The sequence below is a fragment of the Thalassococcus arenae genome, assembly GCF_019104745.1.
GTDB classification, from domain to species: domain Bacteria; phylum Pseudomonadota; class Alphaproteobacteria; order Rhodobacterales; family Rhodobacteraceae; genus Thalassococcus_B; species Thalassococcus_B arenae.
On sequence record NZ_JAHRWL010000001.1, the window covers coordinates 868,682 to 886,212 of the forward strand.

19 protein-coding genes are annotated in these 17,531 nt (G+C 66.5%); 12 read left to right on the forward strand and 7 right to left on the reverse strand.

What is annotated here, in order from left to right; genetic code table 11:
- Position 1 precedes the first annotated feature (1 nt).
- Positions 2 to 991, reverse strand: a complete 990-nt coding sequence (deoC, locus tag KUH32_RS04350; RefSeq protein WP_217776835.1) for a deoxyribose-phosphate aldolase — start codon at positions 989 to 991, stop codon at positions 2 to 4.
- A 164-nt stretch (positions 992 to 1,155) separates the two neighbouring features.
- Here deoC and KUH32_RS04355 point away from each other — a divergent pair, with 164 nt between their 5' ends.
- The 5 genes from KUH32_RS04355 (at position 1,156) to KUH32_RS04375 (ending at position 8,214) form a co-directional block, all read left to right on the forward strand.
- Positions 1,156 to 2,115, forward strand: a complete 960-nt coding sequence (locus KUH32_RS04355) for a metal ABC transporter solute-binding protein, Zn/Mn family (protein ID WP_217776836.1) — start codon at positions 1,156 to 1,158, stop codon at positions 2,113 to 2,115.
- A 3-nt stretch (positions 2,116 to 2,118) separates the two neighbouring features.
- The gene (locus KUH32_RS04360) at positions 2,119 to 2,919 is read left to right on the forward strand and encodes a metal ABC transporter ATP-binding protein (RefSeq protein WP_217776837.1); all 801 of its coding nucleotides are present in this window, start codon (positions 2,119 to 2,121) and stop codon (positions 2,917 to 2,919) included.
- Positions 2,920 to 2,923: 4 nt separating this feature from the next.
- Positions 2,924 to 4,126 carry a metal ABC transporter permease gene (locus tag KUH32_RS04365; protein ID WP_217776838.1) on the forward strand — a complete coding sequence of 401 codons (1,203 nt, stop codon included), beginning with the start codon at positions 2,924 to 2,926 and terminating at the stop codon, positions 4,124 to 4,126.
- A complete protein-coding gene (locus tag KUH32_RS04370) occupies positions 4,123 to 5,031 on the forward strand; it encodes a metal ABC transporter permease (RefSeq protein ID WP_254898979.1) in 909 nt (302 codons plus the stop codon). Before KUH32_RS04365 ends, KUH32_RS04370 begins: the two co-directional genes overlap by 4 nt.
- Before the next feature lie 120 nt (positions 5,032 to 5,151).
- Complete coding sequence (locus KUH32_RS04375) at positions 5,152 to 8,214, forward strand: error-prone DNA polymerase (protein ID WP_217776840.1); 3,063 nt, start codon at positions 5,152 to 5,154, stop codon at positions 8,212 to 8,214.
- 3 nt (positions 8,215 to 8,217) lie between these two features.
- Here KUH32_RS04375 and KUH32_RS04380 read toward each other — a convergent pair whose 3' ends face one another.
- Positions 8,218 to 8,901, reverse strand: a complete 684-nt coding sequence (locus KUH32_RS04380; RefSeq protein WP_217776841.1) for an ArsR/SmtB family transcription factor — start codon at positions 8,899 to 8,901, stop codon at positions 8,218 to 8,220.
- 70 nt (positions 8,902 to 8,971) lie between these two features.
- Between KUH32_RS04380 and KUH32_RS04385 the strand changes: the two genes are divergently transcribed.
- The 3 genes from KUH32_RS04385 to KUH32_RS04395 all read left to right on the forward strand — a co-directional run bounded on the left by KUH32_RS04385 (position 8,972) and on the right by KUH32_RS04395 (position 10,041).
- Positions 8,972 to 9,295 carry an NIPSNAP family protein gene (locus KUH32_RS04385; protein ID WP_217776842.1) on the forward strand — a complete coding sequence of 108 codons (324 nt, stop codon included), beginning with the start codon at positions 8,972 to 8,974 and terminating at the stop codon, positions 9,293 to 9,295.
- The gene (locus KUH32_RS04390; protein WP_217776843.1) at positions 9,292 to 9,636 is read left to right on the forward strand and encodes an antibiotic biosynthesis monooxygenase family protein; all 345 of its coding nucleotides are present in this window, start codon (positions 9,292 to 9,294) and stop codon (positions 9,634 to 9,636) included. Before KUH32_RS04385 ends, KUH32_RS04390 begins: the two co-directional genes overlap by 4 nt.
- A gap of 69 nt (positions 9,637 to 9,705) precedes the next feature.
- Positions 9,706 to 10,041: a cupredoxin domain-containing protein gene (locus KUH32_RS04395; protein WP_217776844.1), complete on the forward strand. Its 336-nt coding sequence runs from the start codon at positions 9,706 to 9,708 to the stop codon at positions 10,039 to 10,041.
- 90 nt (positions 10,042 to 10,131) lie between these two features.
- Here the strand turns inward: KUH32_RS04395 and KUH32_RS04400 are convergent, their stop codons facing one another.
- The 4 genes from KUH32_RS04400 to KUH32_RS04415 form a co-directional block, all read right to left on the reverse strand.
- Complete coding sequence (locus KUH32_RS04400; RefSeq protein WP_217776845.1) at positions 10,132 to 11,316, reverse strand: amino acid aminotransferase; 1,185 nt, start codon at positions 11,314 to 11,316, stop codon at positions 10,132 to 10,134.
- On the reverse strand, positions 11,316 to 12,173 hold the full coding sequence (gene sseA / locus KUH32_RS04405) for a 3-mercaptopyruvate sulfurtransferase (protein WP_217776846.1): 858 nt from the start codon (positions 12,171 to 12,173) through the stop codon (positions 11,316 to 11,318). The genes KUH32_RS04400 and sseA overlap by 1 nt, the downstream gene beginning before the upstream one ends.
- A 209-nt stretch (positions 12,174 to 12,382) precedes the next feature.
- Complete coding sequence (gene smpB / locus KUH32_RS04410; RefSeq protein ID WP_217776847.1) at positions 12,383 to 12,859, reverse strand: SsrA-binding protein SmpB; 477 nt, start codon at positions 12,857 to 12,859, stop codon at positions 12,383 to 12,385.
- A gap of 177 nt (positions 12,860 to 13,036) precedes the next feature.
- The gene (locus tag KUH32_RS04415; protein ID WP_217776848.1) at positions 13,037 to 13,285 is read right to left on the reverse strand and encodes a ParB N-terminal domain-containing protein; all 249 of its coding nucleotides are present in this window, start codon (positions 13,283 to 13,285) and stop codon (positions 13,037 to 13,039) included.
- A gap of 121 nt (positions 13,286 to 13,406) precedes the next feature.
- Between KUH32_RS04415 and KUH32_RS04420 the strand changes: the two genes are divergently transcribed.
- Positions 13,407 to 14,306, forward strand: coding sequence for an NAD-dependent epimerase/dehydratase family protein (locus tag KUH32_RS04420; RefSeq protein ID WP_217776849.1), 900 nt, complete (start codon positions 13,407 to 13,409; stop codon positions 14,304 to 14,306).
- 3 nt (positions 14,307 to 14,309) lie between these two features.
- On the opposite strand, the gene uraH is transcribed toward KUH32_RS04420, so the two are convergent.
- Positions 14,310 to 14,669, reverse strand: coding sequence for a hydroxyisourate hydrolase (uraH, locus tag KUH32_RS04425; protein ID WP_217776850.1), 360 nt, complete (start codon positions 14,667 to 14,669; stop codon positions 14,310 to 14,312).
- Between the two features lie 124 nt (positions 14,670 to 14,793).
- On the opposite strand from uraH, the gene puuE reads away from it, so the two are divergent.
- From puuE to KUH32_RS04440, 3 genes are read left to right on the forward strand one after another with little or no spacing between them, the layout of a single operon-like run.
- Positions 14,794 to 16,206, forward strand: coding sequence for an allantoinase PuuE (gene puuE, locus KUH32_RS04430; RefSeq protein WP_217776851.1), 1,413 nt, complete (start codon positions 14,794 to 14,796; stop codon positions 16,204 to 16,206).
- Positions 16,203 to 17,036 (forward strand): bifunctional allantoicase/(S)-ureidoglycine aminohydrolase, encoded by an 834-nt coding sequence (locus KUH32_RS04435; protein WP_217776852.1) that lies wholly within the window; start codon positions 16,203 to 16,205, stop codon positions 17,034 to 17,036. Before puuE ends, KUH32_RS04435 begins: the two co-directional genes overlap by 4 nt.
- A complete protein-coding gene (locus tag KUH32_RS04440) occupies positions 17,033 to 17,518 on the forward strand; it encodes an ureidoglycolate lyase (protein ID WP_431358174.1) in 486 nt (161 codons plus the stop codon). The genes KUH32_RS04435 and KUH32_RS04440 overlap by 4 nt, the downstream gene beginning before the upstream one ends.
- Positions 17,519 to 17,531: the final 13 nt, after the last annotated feature.

Here is a 17,531-nt window from a genome sequence, read left to right on the forward strand (position 1 = left end):
CTTACCCCATCGCATGCCGCCAGGACGCCGAATAGGCGCCGGTCACATGGTGTTCCAGCTGCCGCTCGATATCGCCCAACAGCGACGAGGCGCCGAAGCGGAACAGGTCGGGCCGCAGCCAGCGATCGCCCAGTTCCTCCTTGACCAGTGCAAGATAGGTCAGGCTGTCCTTTGCCTTGGAAATCCCGCCCGCGGGTTTGTAGCCGACGCGAAACCCCGTCGCCTCGTGATAGTCCCGGATCGCCCGCATCATCACCAGGCTGACCGGCAGCGTGGCATTGACGCTTTCCTTGCCGGTCGACGTTTTGATGAAATCGGCCCCCGCCATCATGCAGACCAGCGAGGCGCGCGCGACGTTCTGCAGCGTGCCCAGTTCCCCGGTGGCCAGGATCGCCTTGACATGCGCTTCGCCGCAGGCGGCGCGGAAGGTTCGCATTTCGTCGTACAGCGCCTGCCAGTTTCCGGTCAGCACATGGCGACGCGAGATGACGATGTCGATCTCGGCGGCGCCTGCTTTGACGCTTTCCTCGATCTCGGCGACGCGCAGGTGAAACGGCGACAGGCCGGCGGGAAAGCCGGTGCTGACCGCGGCGACGGGAATGCCGCTGCCCTGCAGCGCCGCGACGGCCGGGGCGATCATGTCGTGATAGACGCAGACGGCGCCGACGGTCAGCCCCGGCATGCCGATGGTGTCCAGCAGGTCGGCGCGCACCGGCTGGCGCGCCTTGGAACACAACCGGGCCACGCGCCCCGCCGTGTCGTCGCCCGCCAGCGTCGTCAGGTCGATGCAGGAAATCGCCCGGGCAAGCCAGGCCGCCTGATGCGCCTTCTTGACGGATCGCCGCCCCGGCAGGGTCGCCGCGCGGCGTTCGATAGCCGAGCGGTTGGCGCGGGCGCGCATCACCCAGTCCATGTCCAGCGACATGCCCGGATTGCGGGGTTCGGTCACCTGGGGAAGCTGGTCGAGCCCTGACTTCTGCGCGGTGTGCATCGTTGTCCTCGTGTCTTGCTCTGAAACGGTGACACGCGACCGGGACAGAGGCAAGCGCTGCCGTCGCGGCGGATTCCCGCCCGGCCCTTGATTGCGAACAATTCGCATTATCATTGACTTTGTGAGAATGACTCTCATATTCATGCAAAGGAGAAAAACACCCGATGTTCTTGACCCGCCGCGCTTTGCTGACCGCCACCGCCGCTGCTGCGTTCGCACCGCACGCCGCGCTGGCGCAGTCGCCGATATCCGTCATCGCCACTACCGGCATGATCGCCGACGCCGCGACGGCGATTGCGGGCGACAAGGCCGATGTCCGGGCCCTGATGGGGCCGGGCGTGGACCCGCACGGCTATCGCCAGACCCGCTCGGACATCGCGGCGATGGCGCGCGCCGATGTGGTGCTGTGGAACGGCCTCTATCTCGAAGCCCAGCTCGAGGACTTTCTGACCGAACTCGCCAGCCGCACCCGCGTCGTCGCGGTGGCCGAGGCGGCGCCTGCCGACAAGCTGCTGCGCCACGTCGATTACGAGGGCCGCGCCGACCCGCATCTTTGGATGGTGCCCGGCCTTTGGCGATTCGCGGTCGAGCGGGTACGCGACACCCTGATCGAAGCCGCGCCGGACCATGCCGACACCTTCGCGGCCAACGCCGAAGCCTATCTGGCCGAACTCGACGCGGTCGGAACCTACGCCGCCGACATCCTGTCGCGTGTCCCGCAAGAGGCGCGCGTGCTGGTTACCGCGCATGATGCCTTTGGCTATTTCGGCCGCGAATACGGCTTCGAGGTGGAAGGCATCCAGGGCATCTCGACCGAAAGCGAGGCCGGCTTGCAGCGCATCGGTGAACTGGTCGGCATGCTGGCTGCGCGCAAGATCGGTGCCGTTTTCGTCGAAAGCTCGGTCTCGGATCGCAACATCCGGGCCCTGATCGAAGGCGCCCGCGCCCGCGGCCACGAGGTGACCATCGGCGGCGAATTGTTCTCGGATGCGATGGGCGCACCAGGGACCTACGAAGGCACGCTGGTCGGCATGCTGGATCACAACGCCACCACCATCGCCCGCGCCCTTGGCGCCGATGCCCCGGCCCGCGGTATGGCCGGGCGGCTGTCGGCAGAAAGCTGAACCATGAAAACCCTGTCCCTCGCTTTCGATCACGGCCACGCCCTGCACGAAGACCTCGGCGCAAGCCCGATGGCGCTGCGCGGGTTGACGGTTTCTTATGGCGGCGAGCCGGTGGTCTTCTCGGCCGACATGACCGTGCAATCGGGCACCATGACGGCCATCGTCGGCCCGAACGGCGCCGGGAAATCATCGCTGCTCAAGGCGGCGCTGCAGATCGTACCGGCGCTGGCGGGGCACGTGATGTTCTGGGGCCAGCCCTTTGCCGCCGTGCGGGACCGCATCGCCTATGTCCCGCAGCGGAATTCCGTCGATTGGGATTTCCCGACACGTGTTCTGGACGTGGTTCTGATGGGACTTTACCGCGAACTGGGCCTGTTCCGCCGGGTGCGCGCGGAACACCGCGACCGGGCGCTGGCCTGTCTCGACCGCGTCGGCATGCGTGACTTCGCGGACCGCCAGATCGGCCAGCTGTCCGGCGGCCAGCAGCAGCGGGTCTTCCTGGCCCGGGCGCTGGCGCAGGACGCCGATCTCTACCTGCTGGACGAACCCTTTGCCGGGGTCGACGCCGCGACCGAAGCCGCGATCATCGCCGTTCTCAAGGCCCTGCGCGACGAAGGCCGTACCGTGGTCGCCGTCCATCACGACCTGTCGACCGTCGAAGCCTATTTCGACCGCGTCTTCCTGATCAATCGCCGCGCCATCGCCGAAGGACCGGTGGATACGACCTTCACCCCCGACCTGCTTCAGGCCACCTATGGCGGCCGGCTGAGCCAGGCCATGCCCGAGCTGGCACGCGGGGCCTGACGCGATGCTGCGCGACGCGCTGCTTCTCCAGTTGGGCTACAACGCCACACTGGTGGCCCTTGGCGCTGCGGCGCTCGGTCTGGCAGCGGGCACGATCGGCAGCTTCCTGCATCTGCGCAAGCGCGCGCTGGTCTCGGACGCGATCAGCCATGCCACCCTGCCGGGCCTTGCGCTGGCTTTCATCGGACTGGTCCTGCTGGGCCAGGACGGGCGCAGCTTGCCGGTATTGATGGCCGGAGCGGCGGTGTCGGCCTGGGCCGGGCTGTGGATCATCGGCTGGCTGACCCGGTCCACCCGGATGACCGAGGATGGCGCCATCGGTGCCATCCTGTCGGTCTTCTTCGGTTTCGGCATCGTGTTGCTGACGGTGATCCAGTCGCTTCCCTCGGGTCGCCAGGCGGGGCTCGAAGGGTTCCTGCTGGGTTCGACCGCCGGGATGCTGCGCGCCGATGCGATCACCATTGCCATCGGCGGCGCGCTGGTGCTGGCTGCCGCACTGGCGCTGCGCCGCGCCTTCCTGATGGTCGCTTTCGACCAGGGCTATGCCGAAGTGCGTGGCCTGAACATCGCCCGGCTCGACCTTGCGCTGATGACGCTGGTGTTGGCGGTCACGGTTGTCGGGCTCAAGGTGGTCGGACTGATCCTGGTCGTCGCCCTGCTCATCATTCCACCGGTCGCCGCGCGTTTCTGGACCGATCGGGCCGAACTGTCGGTCGCCATCGCTGCGCTGCTGGGCGGATTGTCGGGCTATCTGGGCGCAGCCGTGTCGGCCACCGCGCCGGACCTGCCCACCGGACCGATCATCGTGCTTGTGGCCTTCACCTTTTTCGCCGCGTCGATGTTGCTGGCGCCGCGCCGGGGCGTCGTCGCCGCCCTGTTGCACCAGGTGCAACTGGGCCAGGAGGTTCACCGCCGGCAGGGTCTTGTCGCGTTGGCGCATGGCTTGCCGGTACACGAGGCGCGCACCCGCCGCCTGCTGCGGCGGGCCGGTCTGATGCGGGCCGATGGCGTGGTGACCGAACATGGCCGCGCCGCCGCTGCAAACGCCGTTCGGGACGAAGCGCGGTGGCGAGCGTTGCGCGGCAGCGTCGCACTGGCCGAGCTTGCCGCCCATGACAACGGATTGACCCGCATCGACGAGGTTCTGACCCGTGACCAGATCTCCGAGATCGACCGGCGCATCGGTCCGCCCAAGGAGGCGACATGATGGGTGCGGAGTTCGTCTCGCTTTCGCTTACGCCGATCCTGATCGGGGCATTCGCGGCGATGGCCTGCGCCCTGCCCGGTACGTTCCTGCTGCTGCGCCGGCAATCGCTGATCGGCGACGCGATCAGCCATGTCGTCCTGCCCGGCATCGTCGTGGCATTCCTCGTGACCGGCACCGTCGCGACCCTGCCGATGACACTCGGCGCCGGCACGGCGGCCGTTGTGGCCGTGGTGTTGATCGAAACGATCCGCCGCCTGGGTCGGGTCGAAACCGGCGCGGCGATGGGCGTGGTCTTTACCGCCATGTTCGCCGGCGGTGTTCTGCTGCTAGAACAGTCCGATACGTCCGGCGTGCATCTGGACGTCGAACACGCGCTTTACGGCAATCTCGAAAGCCTGATCTGGCTGGATGCCCGCGGCTGGGCCTCGCTGACCGACCCCGCCGCCCTTGCGGGACTGCCGCCGGAATTGCTGCGCATGGCCGGGGTTCTGGCACTGGTGGCCGCGCTGACGGCGCTGTTCTGGCGGCCGCTCAAGATCGCCACTTTCGACGAAGGCTTCGCGCGCGGATTGGGACTGCCGACTGCGTCTTTGTCGCTCGGCCTGGTCGTCGCGGCGGCCTTGGCGGCGGTGGCGGCCTTCGACGCGGTGGGATCGATCATCGTGATCGCGATGTTCATCTGCCCGCCCGCTGCAGCACGGATGATGACCAACGACTTGGGCGCGCAGGTCGGCTGGTCGTTGGCCTTCGCCGCGGCCTCGGCCGTGCTGGGCTACGTGCTGGCCGGATATGGGCCGCTCTGGCTGGGCTTTTCAGCCACTGTATCCGCGGCGGGCATGATCGCCACCGTGTCGGGTCTGATCCTGGCCGTGGCAGCTCTGACCGGGCCGCATCGCCGCGCCTGATCCCTTCTTCTCTTTCGAAAATACGCCAGCGCCCCGTGGCCACAGGCGGGCCGTGCGTATTTGGAAAAGAGAAGAAACAGGGGACTCGCCCCAGCCCCGCACAAGCGCTATGTTCTTCTTATGTTCTCGGAGTTGTCCATCACCTCGAACTTCACTTTCCTCACCGGTGCCTCGCATCCCGAGGAATACATGGAGCGCGCGGCGATCCTGGGCCTTTCAGCCATCGCCATCGCCGATGTCAATTCGGTGGCGGGCATCGTGCGGGCGCATACACGGGCGCGCGAGATCGCCCGGCAGGTGGCCGAGCGCGACGCGGTGGAAGCGCGCGACGGCCGCATCGGGCCGCCCTGCCCCGCCGGCCTTGTGCGGCCCGACGCGATGGCGATCCGCAACGTGCCGCGGCTGATCCCGGCGGCCCGGCTGGTCTTTTCCGAGGGTGTCGAGATCACGGCCCTGGCGGCGACCCGGCGGGGCTGGGCGGTGCTGTGCCGGCTGATCTCCAAGGGCCGGCTGCGCGCGCCGAAGGGGCATTGCGACCTGCGCCTGGCCGAGTTGCCGGACGACATGAGCGGGCTGGAACTGATCCTGCATCCGCCACCACATATCCCGTCGCCGACCCGCGGCGCGTGCCCGTGGCGGACACAAGCCGAACGGCTGTCGCGCCGCCTGCATCCGCAGATGCATCTGGCGCTGACACCGCTTTACGACGGTGAGGATGATCGCCGCTTTGCCCGGATTGCCCGGCTCGCCGCCGATCTGGGCCTGCCCACGGTCGCCACCGCCTGCCCGCGCATGCATCACGGCCGCCGCCGCCGCATGGCCGACGTGCTGACCGCGATCCGGTTGGGCTGCCGGGTCTCGGACCTGGGCAAATCCGCCCTGGCCAATGCCGAACAGCGCCTGCGGTCCGAGGCCGAGATGCGCGCGCTGATGGGACCGCAGGCCGATGCCGTCGACCGCGCCGCCGCGCTGGCCGAGCGCTGCCGCTTCGACCTGGGCACGCTGCGCTACGAATACCCCTCGGAAATCGCGCAGGGCGAGACCGCCGAGGCACGGCTGCGGCGGCTGGCCCACGAGGGGTTGCGCTGGCGCTATCCGCACGGCGCGCCCGACAAGGTGCGTGCGATGCTGGAACACGAACTGGCCCTGATCGCCAAGCTGAGATACGAGCCCTATTTCCTGACCGTGCGCGACGTGGTGGCCTTTGCCCGCGCGCGGAACATCCTTTGCCAGGGCCGCGGCAGCGCCGCCAATTCGGTCGTGTGCTACTGCCTCGGCGTCACCTCGGTTTCCCCCGAGATCGGCACGATGGTGTTCGAACGTTTCGTCAGTGAGGCGCGCGACGAGCCACCCGATATCGACGTCGATTTCGAACACGAGCGCCGCGAGGAGGTGATCCAGCACATCTACGACCGTTACGGCCGCCACCGCGCGGGCCTGTGCGCCACCGTCATCCATTACCGCGGCAAGCGCGCCATCCGCGAGGTCGGCGCGGCGATGGGGCTGGCGCGCGACACGATCGGCGCGCTGTCGTCGCAGCTTTGGGGGTTCTTCTCGACCAAGGGGCTGGAGGCCGAGCGCATGGCCGAGATCGGGCTGGACCCTGGCGACCGGCAGCTTCGGCTGACGCTGGAGCTGGTCTACGAGATCGTCGGCTTCCCCCGGCACCTGTCGCAGCATGTCGGTGGCTTCATCATGACCGAGGGGCGGCTTGATGAACTGGTGCCGATCGAGAACGCCACGATGGAGGGCCGCACGGTCATCTGCTGGGACAAGGACGACATCGACAGCCTGGGCATCCTCAAGGTCGACGTGCTGGCGCTTGGCATGCTGACCTGCATCCGCAAGGCGTTCGACCTGCTCGATCTGCACCACGGCGAACGCTTCAGCCTGGCCACGCTGCCGCCCGAGGACCCGGCGGTCTACGACATGCTCTGCGAGGCCGACAGCATCGGGGTCTTCCAGGTCGAAAGCCGCGCGCAGATGAACTTCCTGCCGCGGATGAAACCGCGGACCTTCTACGACCTGGTGATCGAGGTGGCGATCATCCGCCCCGGCCCGATCCAGGGCGACATGGTGCATCCCTATATCCGGCGGCGCAACGGCGAGGAGGCGGTCAGCTTTCCCTCGGACGCACTTGGCCAGGTGCTGGGCAAGACGCTGGGTGTGCCGCTGTTCCAGGAACAGGCGATGCAGATCGCCATCGTGGGCGCGGGGTTTACCCCCGAACAGGCCGATCGTCTGCGGCGGTCGCTGGCGACCTTCAAGAAGCATGGGTCGGTCAGCGAGTTCCGCGCGCTGTTCCTGAAGGGCATGAAACGCAACGGCTATGACGACGATTTCGCCGAGCGGTGTTTTTCCCAGATCGAGGGGTTCGGATCCTACGGGTTCCCGGAAAGCCACGCCGCCAGCTTCGCCCTGCTGGTCTATGCCAGCGCCTGGATCAAGCGCCACCATCCCGGCATCTTCGCCTGCGCGCTGCTGAATTCGCAGCCCATGGGCTTTTACGCGCCGGCCCAGATCGTGCGGGATGCCCGCGAACACGGCGTGGTGGTGCGCCCGGTCTGCATCAATGCCAGTTTCTGGGACAACGTGATGGAACCCGACGGACAAGGCGGGCTGGCCCTGCGGCTGGGCTTTCGGCAGATCAAGGGGCTGTCCGAGGAAGACGCGCAGTGGATCGCGGGCGCACGCGGCAACGGGTATCAAACCGTGCGCGATGTCTGGCGGCGGGCGGGGCTGGCCGCGCCCGTGCTGGCGCGATTGGCCGAGGCCGACGTCTTTGCCGGGCTGGGTCTGTCGCGGCGCGCGGCGCTGTGGGAGGCCAAGGGCTTGGGCCCGTCGCAGGAATTGCCGCTGTTCGCCCGCGACATCGACGGCGAGGGGACCCAGGAACCGGTCGCGCTGCTGCCCGAGATGACGATGGGCGAACAGGTGGTCGAGGATTACGTCGCCATGCGCCTGTCGTTGCGGGCCCATCCGGTGGCTTTGTTGCGGCCTTTGTTGACCCCCGCGCCCCCGGAGCCCGGGCAAAGGGGCGCTGCCCCTCTGGCGGCCAAGCCGCCATTCACCCCGGAGTTTATCCGGCAAGATGAAGATCGAAGGATGCTAGCGGCCAGCGGCGGGCGGCATCCGCGCGACATGCCGCTGCCGATCCCGATCACGCGGGCCAATCCCGACTGAGGCTCAGGGACGGGCGAACGCCGCATCGAAGGCCCGCGCGCCCGGCGGGGTGAAGTGGACCGCCCGGCTGTCCGGATCGCGCCGCGCCCAACCCAGGACGAACATCCGGTCGAGCATCGCCCGACCCAGCGATCCGGCCAGGTGAGTGCGGCGTTCCGACCAATCGAGGCAGGCGCGGCAGAGCGGCGCGCGTCTGCGCGCCAGCGCATCGAGGTCGATGCCGAAACCAACGGCGAAATCAGCGCCCGACGCCGTCAGGGCCACATCGTCCCCCGACATGGTCAGCACACCCTGCGCGGTGAGCGCGTCGAACATCTGCACGCCGCGGTCCCCGGCTAGGTGGTTGTAGCAAACCCGTGCCTGGCGCAGCGCCGAATCGCGCGGGCCCGTTCGGGTGCGCAGATGGCCGGTACCGGCCGACAGGCCCATCAGCGCCTCGAGCACGCCGGCCACCGCGTCGGAGCCGAGCGTCACGTATTTGTGCCGACCCTGCTTGCGTATGCGCACCAGCCCGCCCTCGTCGAGCCGCGCCAGATGCCCGCTGGCGGTTTGCGGCGTCACCCCGGCCTCGGAAGCCAGTTCGGTCGCGGTCAGCGCCTTGCCGCCCATCAGAGCGGTCAGGATGTTGGCGCGGGCGGGATCGCCGATCAGCGCGGCGATGCGGGCAATGTCGGGTCCGTCTTTCATGCTTCGATCATGACCGAAGCATTCGCGTCGATCAAGTTGCTAGACCGGTCTGACAACCAGGAGACCCGCCATGCTGACATGCATCATCCGCTACCAGATCGACCCGACCAAGAAAGCCCAGTTCGAGGAATACGCCCGCAACTGGGGGCAGGCGATCCCGCGTTGTGGCGCCGATCTCGTGGGCTATTTCGCGCCTCACGAGGGATCGAGCACCCGGGCCTACGGCATCTACCATATCGACAGCCTGGCTGCCTACGAGGCCTACCGCGCCCGGCTGGCGGCCGACCCGCTGGGACAGGAAAACTACCAATTCGCGCTGCGCGAAAGGTTCCTCTTGCGCGAGGACCGGACTTTCCTGACCTTGGCATCCGCACCGCATGGGAGCCGCACATGATCGCCGTCATCTTCGAAGTGATTCCCGCCGAGGGGCGCAAGCAGACCTATCTGGACATCGCCGCCGAGATGCGGCCGCTGGTCGAGGAGGTCGAGGGCTTTATCAGCGTCGAGCGGTTCCAGAGCCTGACCACCCCCGGCAAGCTGCTGTCGATCAGCTTCTTCGAGGACGAGGATGCGGTGATACGCTGGCGCAGGCTGGCGGCGCATCGCCACGCGCAAAGCCGCGGCCGCAAGGGCATCTTCTCCGATTACCGGCTGAAGGTCTGCCACGTGCTGCGCGACTACGGCATGACCGATCGCGCCGAGGCGCCGGAGGACAGCGTCGCCTGCCACGGGTAAAAAAAGTTTGAACTGTTTGGGGACGCCCGCCGACCAATGAGTATCGGATAACCAGAAGGAGATGCCCCGATGACCTGCATGACCCGCCGTTCCGCCCTGCGCCTTGCGCTTGGAGCGACACTTGCCCCGCTCGGCGCCGGAATGTCCCGCGCCGCAAGCCACGCCGCTGCAACCGTGACGATCTCGGGCTTTGCCTTTCAGCCGGCGATGCTGACGATCGAGGTCGGCACCTCGGTCACTTTCGTGAACGCCGACAGCGCGCCCCACACCGCGACCGGTCAGGGCTTTGACACCGGTCGGCTCGGCCGCGGGGACGAAGCCACCCTGACTTTCGCCCAGCCCGGCACCTACGATTACGTCTGCCGCTTCCACCCGGCGATGACGGGCCGCATCACGGTCACCTGACACGAAAAAGGCCGTACCCGCCGGGTACGGCCTGATCTGGGCACCGGCCGTTCCGGCCGACGGTCGCTGCGGGCGACGCGCCCGCCCGTGTCAGATACCGCAGTCGACGATCGCCTGGGCGAGGATCGGCACGGTTTTGGCGTTCAGCCCGGCGATATTCAGACGGGAATCGCCGACCATGTAGATGCCGTGATCGGCACGCAGCTTTTCCACCTGATCCGGCGTGGCGCCGAGGCGCGAGAACATGCCCCGGTGCTGGGCGATGAAGCCGAACCGGTCCGATCCGCCGAGGCGTTGCAATTCCTGCGCCAAATGCGTGCGCAAGCCCAGCATCGAATTGCGCACCTCTTCCAGTTCCGCCGCCCAGTCGGCCCGCAGCGCCTGGTCGGTCAGCACCATCGTGACCAGCCGCGCACCGTGATCGGGCGGAAAGGAATAGTTCTGGCGGTTCAGGTAGTTGAGCGTGTCCTGGTTCAACTTGCGCGCGCTGCTGTCCTGGGCGACGGCCATCAGCAGGCCGGTGCGTTCGCGGTAGATGCCGAAATTCTTGGAACAGCTGGCAGCGATCAGGCATTCGGGCAGCGATGAGGCCACCAGCCGGGTCGCGGCGGCGTCGTCCTCGAGACCGTCGCCGAAGCCCTGGTAGGCGATGTCGATCATCGGCGTCGCACCGGTCTTGGCCAGCAGCGCGACGACCTCGCGCCATTGCGGCAGGGTCAGGTTGGCGCCGGTCGGGTTGTGGCAGCAGCCGTGCAGCAACACCACGTCGCCTTTGCCCGCCTTGGCGATGTCCGCCATCATGCCGTCGAAATCGACGCCACGGGTTTCGCCGTCGAAATAACGGTAGGGCACCATCTGGATCTGCATGTGCTTGAGAATCGACAGATGGTTCGGCCAGGTCGGATCCGAGACGAAAACCCGGACGTCCGGATTGGCCATCTTGACCATGTCGAACGCCTGGCGCACGGCACCGGTACCGCCGGGCGTGGCGGCCGCGGCGACGTTGGCGCGCGCCACCGCATCGCCCAGAACCAGCGCGATCATCGCGTCGGAAAAGCCCGGGTCACCGGCCAGGCCGGTATAGGACTTGGTGGTCTCGGTTTCCCAAAGCTGCTTTTCCGCCGCCTTGACCGCGCGCATGATCGGCGTCAGGCCGTTGGCATCCTTGTAGACGCCGACGCCGAGGTCGATCTTGGTTTCGCGCGGATCCTCGCGAAACGCTTGCATCAGCATCAGGATCTTGTCGGGCGGCTGGGCGGTCAGGGCTTCGAACATCACGCGTCTCCGGTGGCGATGGGCAGGGTCGGGAAAGCGCCCCATTCCGACCACGACCCGTCATAAACGGCGTGGTCGGATTTTCCGAGGCGCGACAGGGCAAGGCTGATGATCGCGGCGGTGACGCCGGACCCGCAGGTCGTGATGGCCGGTTTGGACAGGTCGACCCCGGCGGCGTCGAACACCGCGCGCAAGTCGTCGGGGGTCTTCATCGTGCCGTCGGCATTCAGCAGCGTGGCATAGTGCACGTTGCGCGAGCCCGGGATATGACCCGACCGCAGCCCGGCGCGCGGCTCGGGCTCTTCGCCGCGAAACCGGCCGGGGCTGCGGGCATCGAGTATTTCGGCATCGCGCAGTTTCGCCGCGGCCGAGACCTGCGTGACGTCCTTGACCAGGTGGTTCTGGCGTCGCACCGTCATGTGACGGTCGCGCACCATCGGCGGCAGATCCTCGATCTCGCGGCCTTCGTCGCGCCATTTCGGGAAACCGCCGTCCAGTACCGCGACATCGTCCTGACCCATCAGCTTGAAAAGCCACCAGACCCGGGCGGCGGAAAAAAGGCCCGCGCCGTCATAGACCACCACCTGATGGCCGTCGCCGACCCCCATGCCACGCATGCGGGACATGAATTTTTCGACCGGCGGAACCATGTGCGGCAGCGCCGAGCGGGCATCGGAAATCTCGTCGATATCGAAGAACCGCGCGCCCGGGATGTGACCGGCGTCGTATTCCGCCCGCGGATCGCGCCCGGCATCCGACATGTACCAGCTTGCATCCAGGATGCGCAGGTCGGGATCTTTGATATGGCGCGCCAGCCATTCGGTCGAGACCAGCGTCTTGGGATCGTCTTGGGACATAGCAGCACCGGGATCGAAAACCTCCCCGTGCTTAGTCGCCGCGGCCCTGTCTTGCAAGGGCCGGAGACGGCCATGCGACATGCCGGGTCAAGGCGATCCGCCTGCAAATCGCGCCGGCACCAAGACCGCCACATCCAGCCGTTTCGGCACCACCGCCCCGGCCCTGGCCGACCGGGGGAGAGACACGAGGCACGACGTGCCGGCCAGGCTCAGCCGCGTTCCTTCAACAGACGTTGTTTCTGACGGCCCCAATCGCGCTTGGCCTCGGTCTCGCGCTTATCGACGGTCTTCTTGCCCTTGGCGATGCCGATCTTCAACTTGGCGATGCCCTTGTGGTTGAAATACAAAACCAGCGGCACCAGCGTCATGCCCTTGCGCTGCGTCTCGTTCCACAGCCGCGACAATTCCTTGCGCGACACCAGCAGCTTGCGGCGGCGGCGGTCCTCGTGGCCGAACATCGCGCGTTCGTATGGCGCGATATAGCTGTTGACCAGCCACAGCTCGCCGTCCTTCACCTCGGCATAGCTTTCGGCGATGTTGGAACCGTTCTCGCGCAGCGACTTGACCTCCGAGCCCTGCAGCATGATCCCGCATTCCAGGTCGCTTTCGATCGCATAGTCGAACCGCGCCCGCCGGTTTTCCGCGAGGATCTTGTAGTTCGGATCGGTGGTCGGTTTCTTCGCCATGCGGGACAGATAAAGAGGAACCGGAGCAGTGTCTAACCGGATTGTCGGCGAACCGGTCAGAAATGGAACACTGCGAATAGCCCCCGGCACCCGGGCGAGACGGCAGCGGATCGAACAGGTGTCAAATCCTGCCAGGCGCCGTGGCAATTGTTCGGTCGGATGCGTCGGGCCGGGCTTTCAGTGCAAGCGTGCTCTGACGAAAAACGCCTCGACCTCAGTCGAGCCGAGAGCGCGCAGCGCTTCCAGCCTGTGCAGTCCCTCGATAAGCACGTATCCGTCGCCATCGACGCGCACCTGTATCGGTGTGGTCTGCCCGATCTCGATGATGCTTTCCGCGATTTTCTGCAGCTTTGCCTCGTCAAGGGTCTTCATCCGCTTGGACGGGACGCGGACATCGGCGATGGCAAGGGTGTGCTTCTGGAGCATGGAGCAACCATGATCCAATTGCCCGAGATAGGCCAGCGCTTATCCTTGAACGACGGGCGCGCCCGGTCTGGCGATTTTCCCCGTCCGCGACTAGCCTGTGCGAAACGCTTTGGAGATTGCCATGCGCATCCTGTTCACCGGCGGTTCCGGCAAGGCCGGGCGGCACGCCATCACCTATCTTGCCGAACAGGGCCACCGGGTGCTGAACGTGGATCGGGTGCCGCTGGATATGCCGGGGGTCGAGACAAGGCTGATCGATCTGACCGATGCCGGGCAGGTCTATGACACGATGCTCAGCTATGCGGGTTTCGATGAACTGGAACCCGGCACCGGCGTGCCGCGTTTCGACGCCGTGGTGCATTTCGCCGCCATTCCGCGCATCCTGGTGACCTCGGATAACGAATGCTATCGCGTCAACACGTTGTCCACCTACAACGTCATCGACGCGGCGCTGAAATTCGGCGTGCGCAAGATCGTTTTCGCCTCGTCCGAAACGACCTACGGCACCTGTTTCGCCGATGGTACGCGCAAGCCCGACTATCTGCCGCTGGACGAAGATCACCCGACGATCCCCGAGGACAGCTATGCCATGTCCAAGGTGGTGAACGAGGTGACGGCGCGGTCGTTCCAGCGCCGCAGTGGCGCCGACATCTACGGGTTGCGGATCAACAACGTGATCGAGCCGCACGAATACGCGCAGAAGTTCCCGGCCTACCTGGCCGACCCGGCCCTGCGGCTGCGCAACTTCTTTGCCTATATCGACGCCCGTGACCTGGGGCAGATGGTAGACTGTTGCCTTAGGACCGATGGGCTGGGTTTCGAGGTATTCAACGTCTCGAACGACGACCATTCGGTGGCCGAGACCTCGCAGGCTCTGATCGACCGGTTCTATACCGGTGTCGACGTCCGGGACGTGACGGAAACGGGCACGTTTTATTCCAACGCCAAGGCCAAGCGTTTGTTGGGATTCGCACCCCGGCACAGCTGGCGGATGTATGTCGAGGACACCACCCGCGCCTAGGCGTCAACTGCCGCGATAGGTGGAATAGCCATAGGGCGACAGCAGCAGCGGCACGTGATAATGCGCGTCCGGGTCGGCCATTCCGAAGCGGATCGGAACCGCATCCAGAAACAGCGGGTCGTCCTTGGCCAGACCGTTGGCGCGCAGGTAGTCACCGGCGAAAAAGATCAGTTCGTAGCTGCCGGGCTGGAACTTGTCCTTGGGCAAGATCGGTGCGTCGGTTCGGCCATCGGCATTGGTGACCGCCTCGGCGATCTTGCGGTGGGAATTTCCGGAAACGCGGTAGAGCGCGATCTCGATGCCTGCAGCCGGGCAACCGCGCGCGGTGTCCAGCACATGTGTTGTCAGGTATCCGTCAGCCATGGCACTCTCCCTGCGTTCCTCACCGCCACGATACCCGCTTTGCCCGCGACTGCCAGCGCCACGTGGCGCCGGGGCTTGCCAAATCCCTGAAATTGCCTCGTAAAGGACGTGCAGGGAGTTCACGATGAAACGTTATCCGCGCAACACGATCGGATATGGCGCTGACCGCCCCGACCCCGCCTGGCCGGGCGGGGCCAAGATCGCCGTGCAATTCGTGCTGAATTACGAGGAAGGCGGCGAGAATTGCCTGCTGCATGGCGACGCCGCGTCCGAAGCGTTCCTGTCCGACATTCCCGGTGCCACCCCCTGGCAGGGCGAACGGCACTGGAACATGGAATCGATCTATGACTACGGCGCGCGCGCCGGGTTCTGGCGGCTGCACCGGTTGTTCACGTCGCGCGGCATTCCCCTGACGATCTACGGCGTTGCGAGCGCGCTTGCCCGCAGCCCCGGCCAGGTCGAGGCGATGAAGGCGGCGGGCTGGGAAATCGCCAGCCACGGGCTGAAATGGATCGACCACCGCGCCATGTCCGAAGAAGACGAACGCGCGGCCATTGCCGAGGCGATCCGCCTGCATACCGAGGTCGTCGGCGAACCGCCGCGCGGCTGGTATACCGGGCGGTGCAGTATGAACACCGTCCGGCTGGTCGGCGAGGCCGGCCCGATCGAGTACATCTCGGACACCTACGACGACGACCTGCCGCACTGGATGCCGGTCGGGAACAAGCGGCTGCTGGTCATTCCCTACACGCTGGAAGCCAACGACATGCGCTTTGCCGCTAGCCCCGGCTGGGTGACCGGGCAGGATTTCGGCCAATACCTGTGCGACACGTTCGACGTGCTTTATGCCGAGGGGCAGCAAGGCCGCGCCGCGATGATGAGCGTCGGACTGCATTGCCGGCTGATCGGACGCCCCGGCAAGATCGCCGGACTGATCCGGTTTCTCGACCACATCGCGGACAAGCCCGATGTCTGGTGCCCGCGGCGGATCGAGATTTCCGACCACTGGGCCGAACATCACCTGCCCAAGCGCCGCGAACGGCCCTCATCGCTGGATCGCGACACGTTCGTCGCGCGCTTTGGCGGGGTGTTCGAACACAGCCCCTGGATCGCGGAACGCGCCTGGGCGCTGGAATTGGGCCCGGCGCATGACACGCCCGCGGGCCTGCACAACGCGCTGGCACGAATGTTCCGATCGGCTTCGCGCGACGAACGTTTGCGCGTCTTGCGCGCCCATCCGGACCTGGCGGGCAAGCTGGCGCAGGCCAAGCGGTTGACCGCCGATTCCACCGCCGAACAGGCCAGCGCCGGCCTGGACGCGCTGACAGATGGCGAACGCGCGCGGTTCACCGAACTGAACGACGCCTATACCGCGCGGCACGGCTTTCCTTTCATCATCGCGGTGCGCGACCACGACAAGGCGGGCATCCTTGCCGCGTTCGAACGGCGGCTGTCGCAGGACAGCGACGCCGAATTCGCCGAGGCCTGCCGCCAGGTCGAACGCATCGCAAGGCTGCGGCTCGAGGATATGGTATGAAGGACGCCGTGGCCCCGCGCTATGCCTTTCCGCCCGGCGGATTGCCGAGCCAGGACGAAGACCCGCAAGGCGCGGCCGTCTTCACCGAGGCCTATGCGCTGATCCCGGCCAAGACGATGCGCGACATCGTCACCAGTTTCCTGCCCGGCTGGATCCATACGCGCGCCTGGATCCTGGCCCGCCCGATGACCGGCTTTGCCGAGACCTTCGCGCAATACGCCGTGGAAATCGCGCCCGGCGGCGGGTGCGCGGAACCCGAGCCGGATGTCGAGGCGCAGGCGGCGATCTTCGTGGCGTTCGGCGAACTGCGCCTGACCCTGGGCCGCGACACCCACGAGTTGCGCGCGGGCAGTTTCGTCTTTATCCCGGCCAGCGCGGTCTGGACGCTTTGGAACACCTCCGACGCGCCCGCGGGCATGCATTGGATCCGCAAGCGATTCCAACCCGCATCGGGCATGTCACCGCCCGATGCCATCGTCACCCATGCCGATGATGTCGAACCGGCGCCGATGCCCTACAGCTTCGGAAAATGGGCGACGCAGCGATTCATCGATCCGCTGGACATGCGATATGACTTCCATGTCAACATCGTGTCGTTCGAACCGGGCGGGCGTATTCCCTTTGCCGAAACCCACGTGATGGAGCATGGGTTATACGTGCTTCAGGGCACCGGGCGCTACCTGCTGAACCGCGACTGGGTGGATGTGGGGCCGGGCGATTTCATGTGGCTGCGCGCCTTCTGCCCGCAGGCCTGCGTCGCGACCGGGGACGTGCCGTTCCGCTACCTGCTCTACAAGGATGTGAACCGGCATCCGGGGTTGGCGCTGTGACCGTGGAGATCGCCGCAAGGCCACTGACGGCGGCTGATTTCGCCCCGTTCGGCGACGTGCTCGAGGATGAAGGCCCGCCGGACCGCATCATCAACCAGGGTCTCTGCGGCCGCTACCACGACAGGGCAAAGCTGGATTTCGGCCCCGCAGGACGCGCCGGGATCAGCCTGTTCAAAGCCGAACCGCGTTCGCTGCCCTACCGGCTCGACATGGTCGAGCGGCACCCCGATGGCAGTCAGGCCTTTTTTCCGCTGCACCAGAAACCCTGGCTGGTGATCGTGGCCGAACCCGGCGACATTCCCGGCCGGATTCACGCTTTTCTCGCCGGCACCGGGCAGGCCGTCAATTTCCACCGCGGGACATGGCATGGCGTTCTGACCCCGCTGCACGCGCCGGGGCTGTTTGCCGTGGTCGATCGGATCGGCGACACGCCCAACCTGCAGGAACACTGGCTGGAACCGCCGGTGACGATCACGGCCTAGAACGAACGAGGGC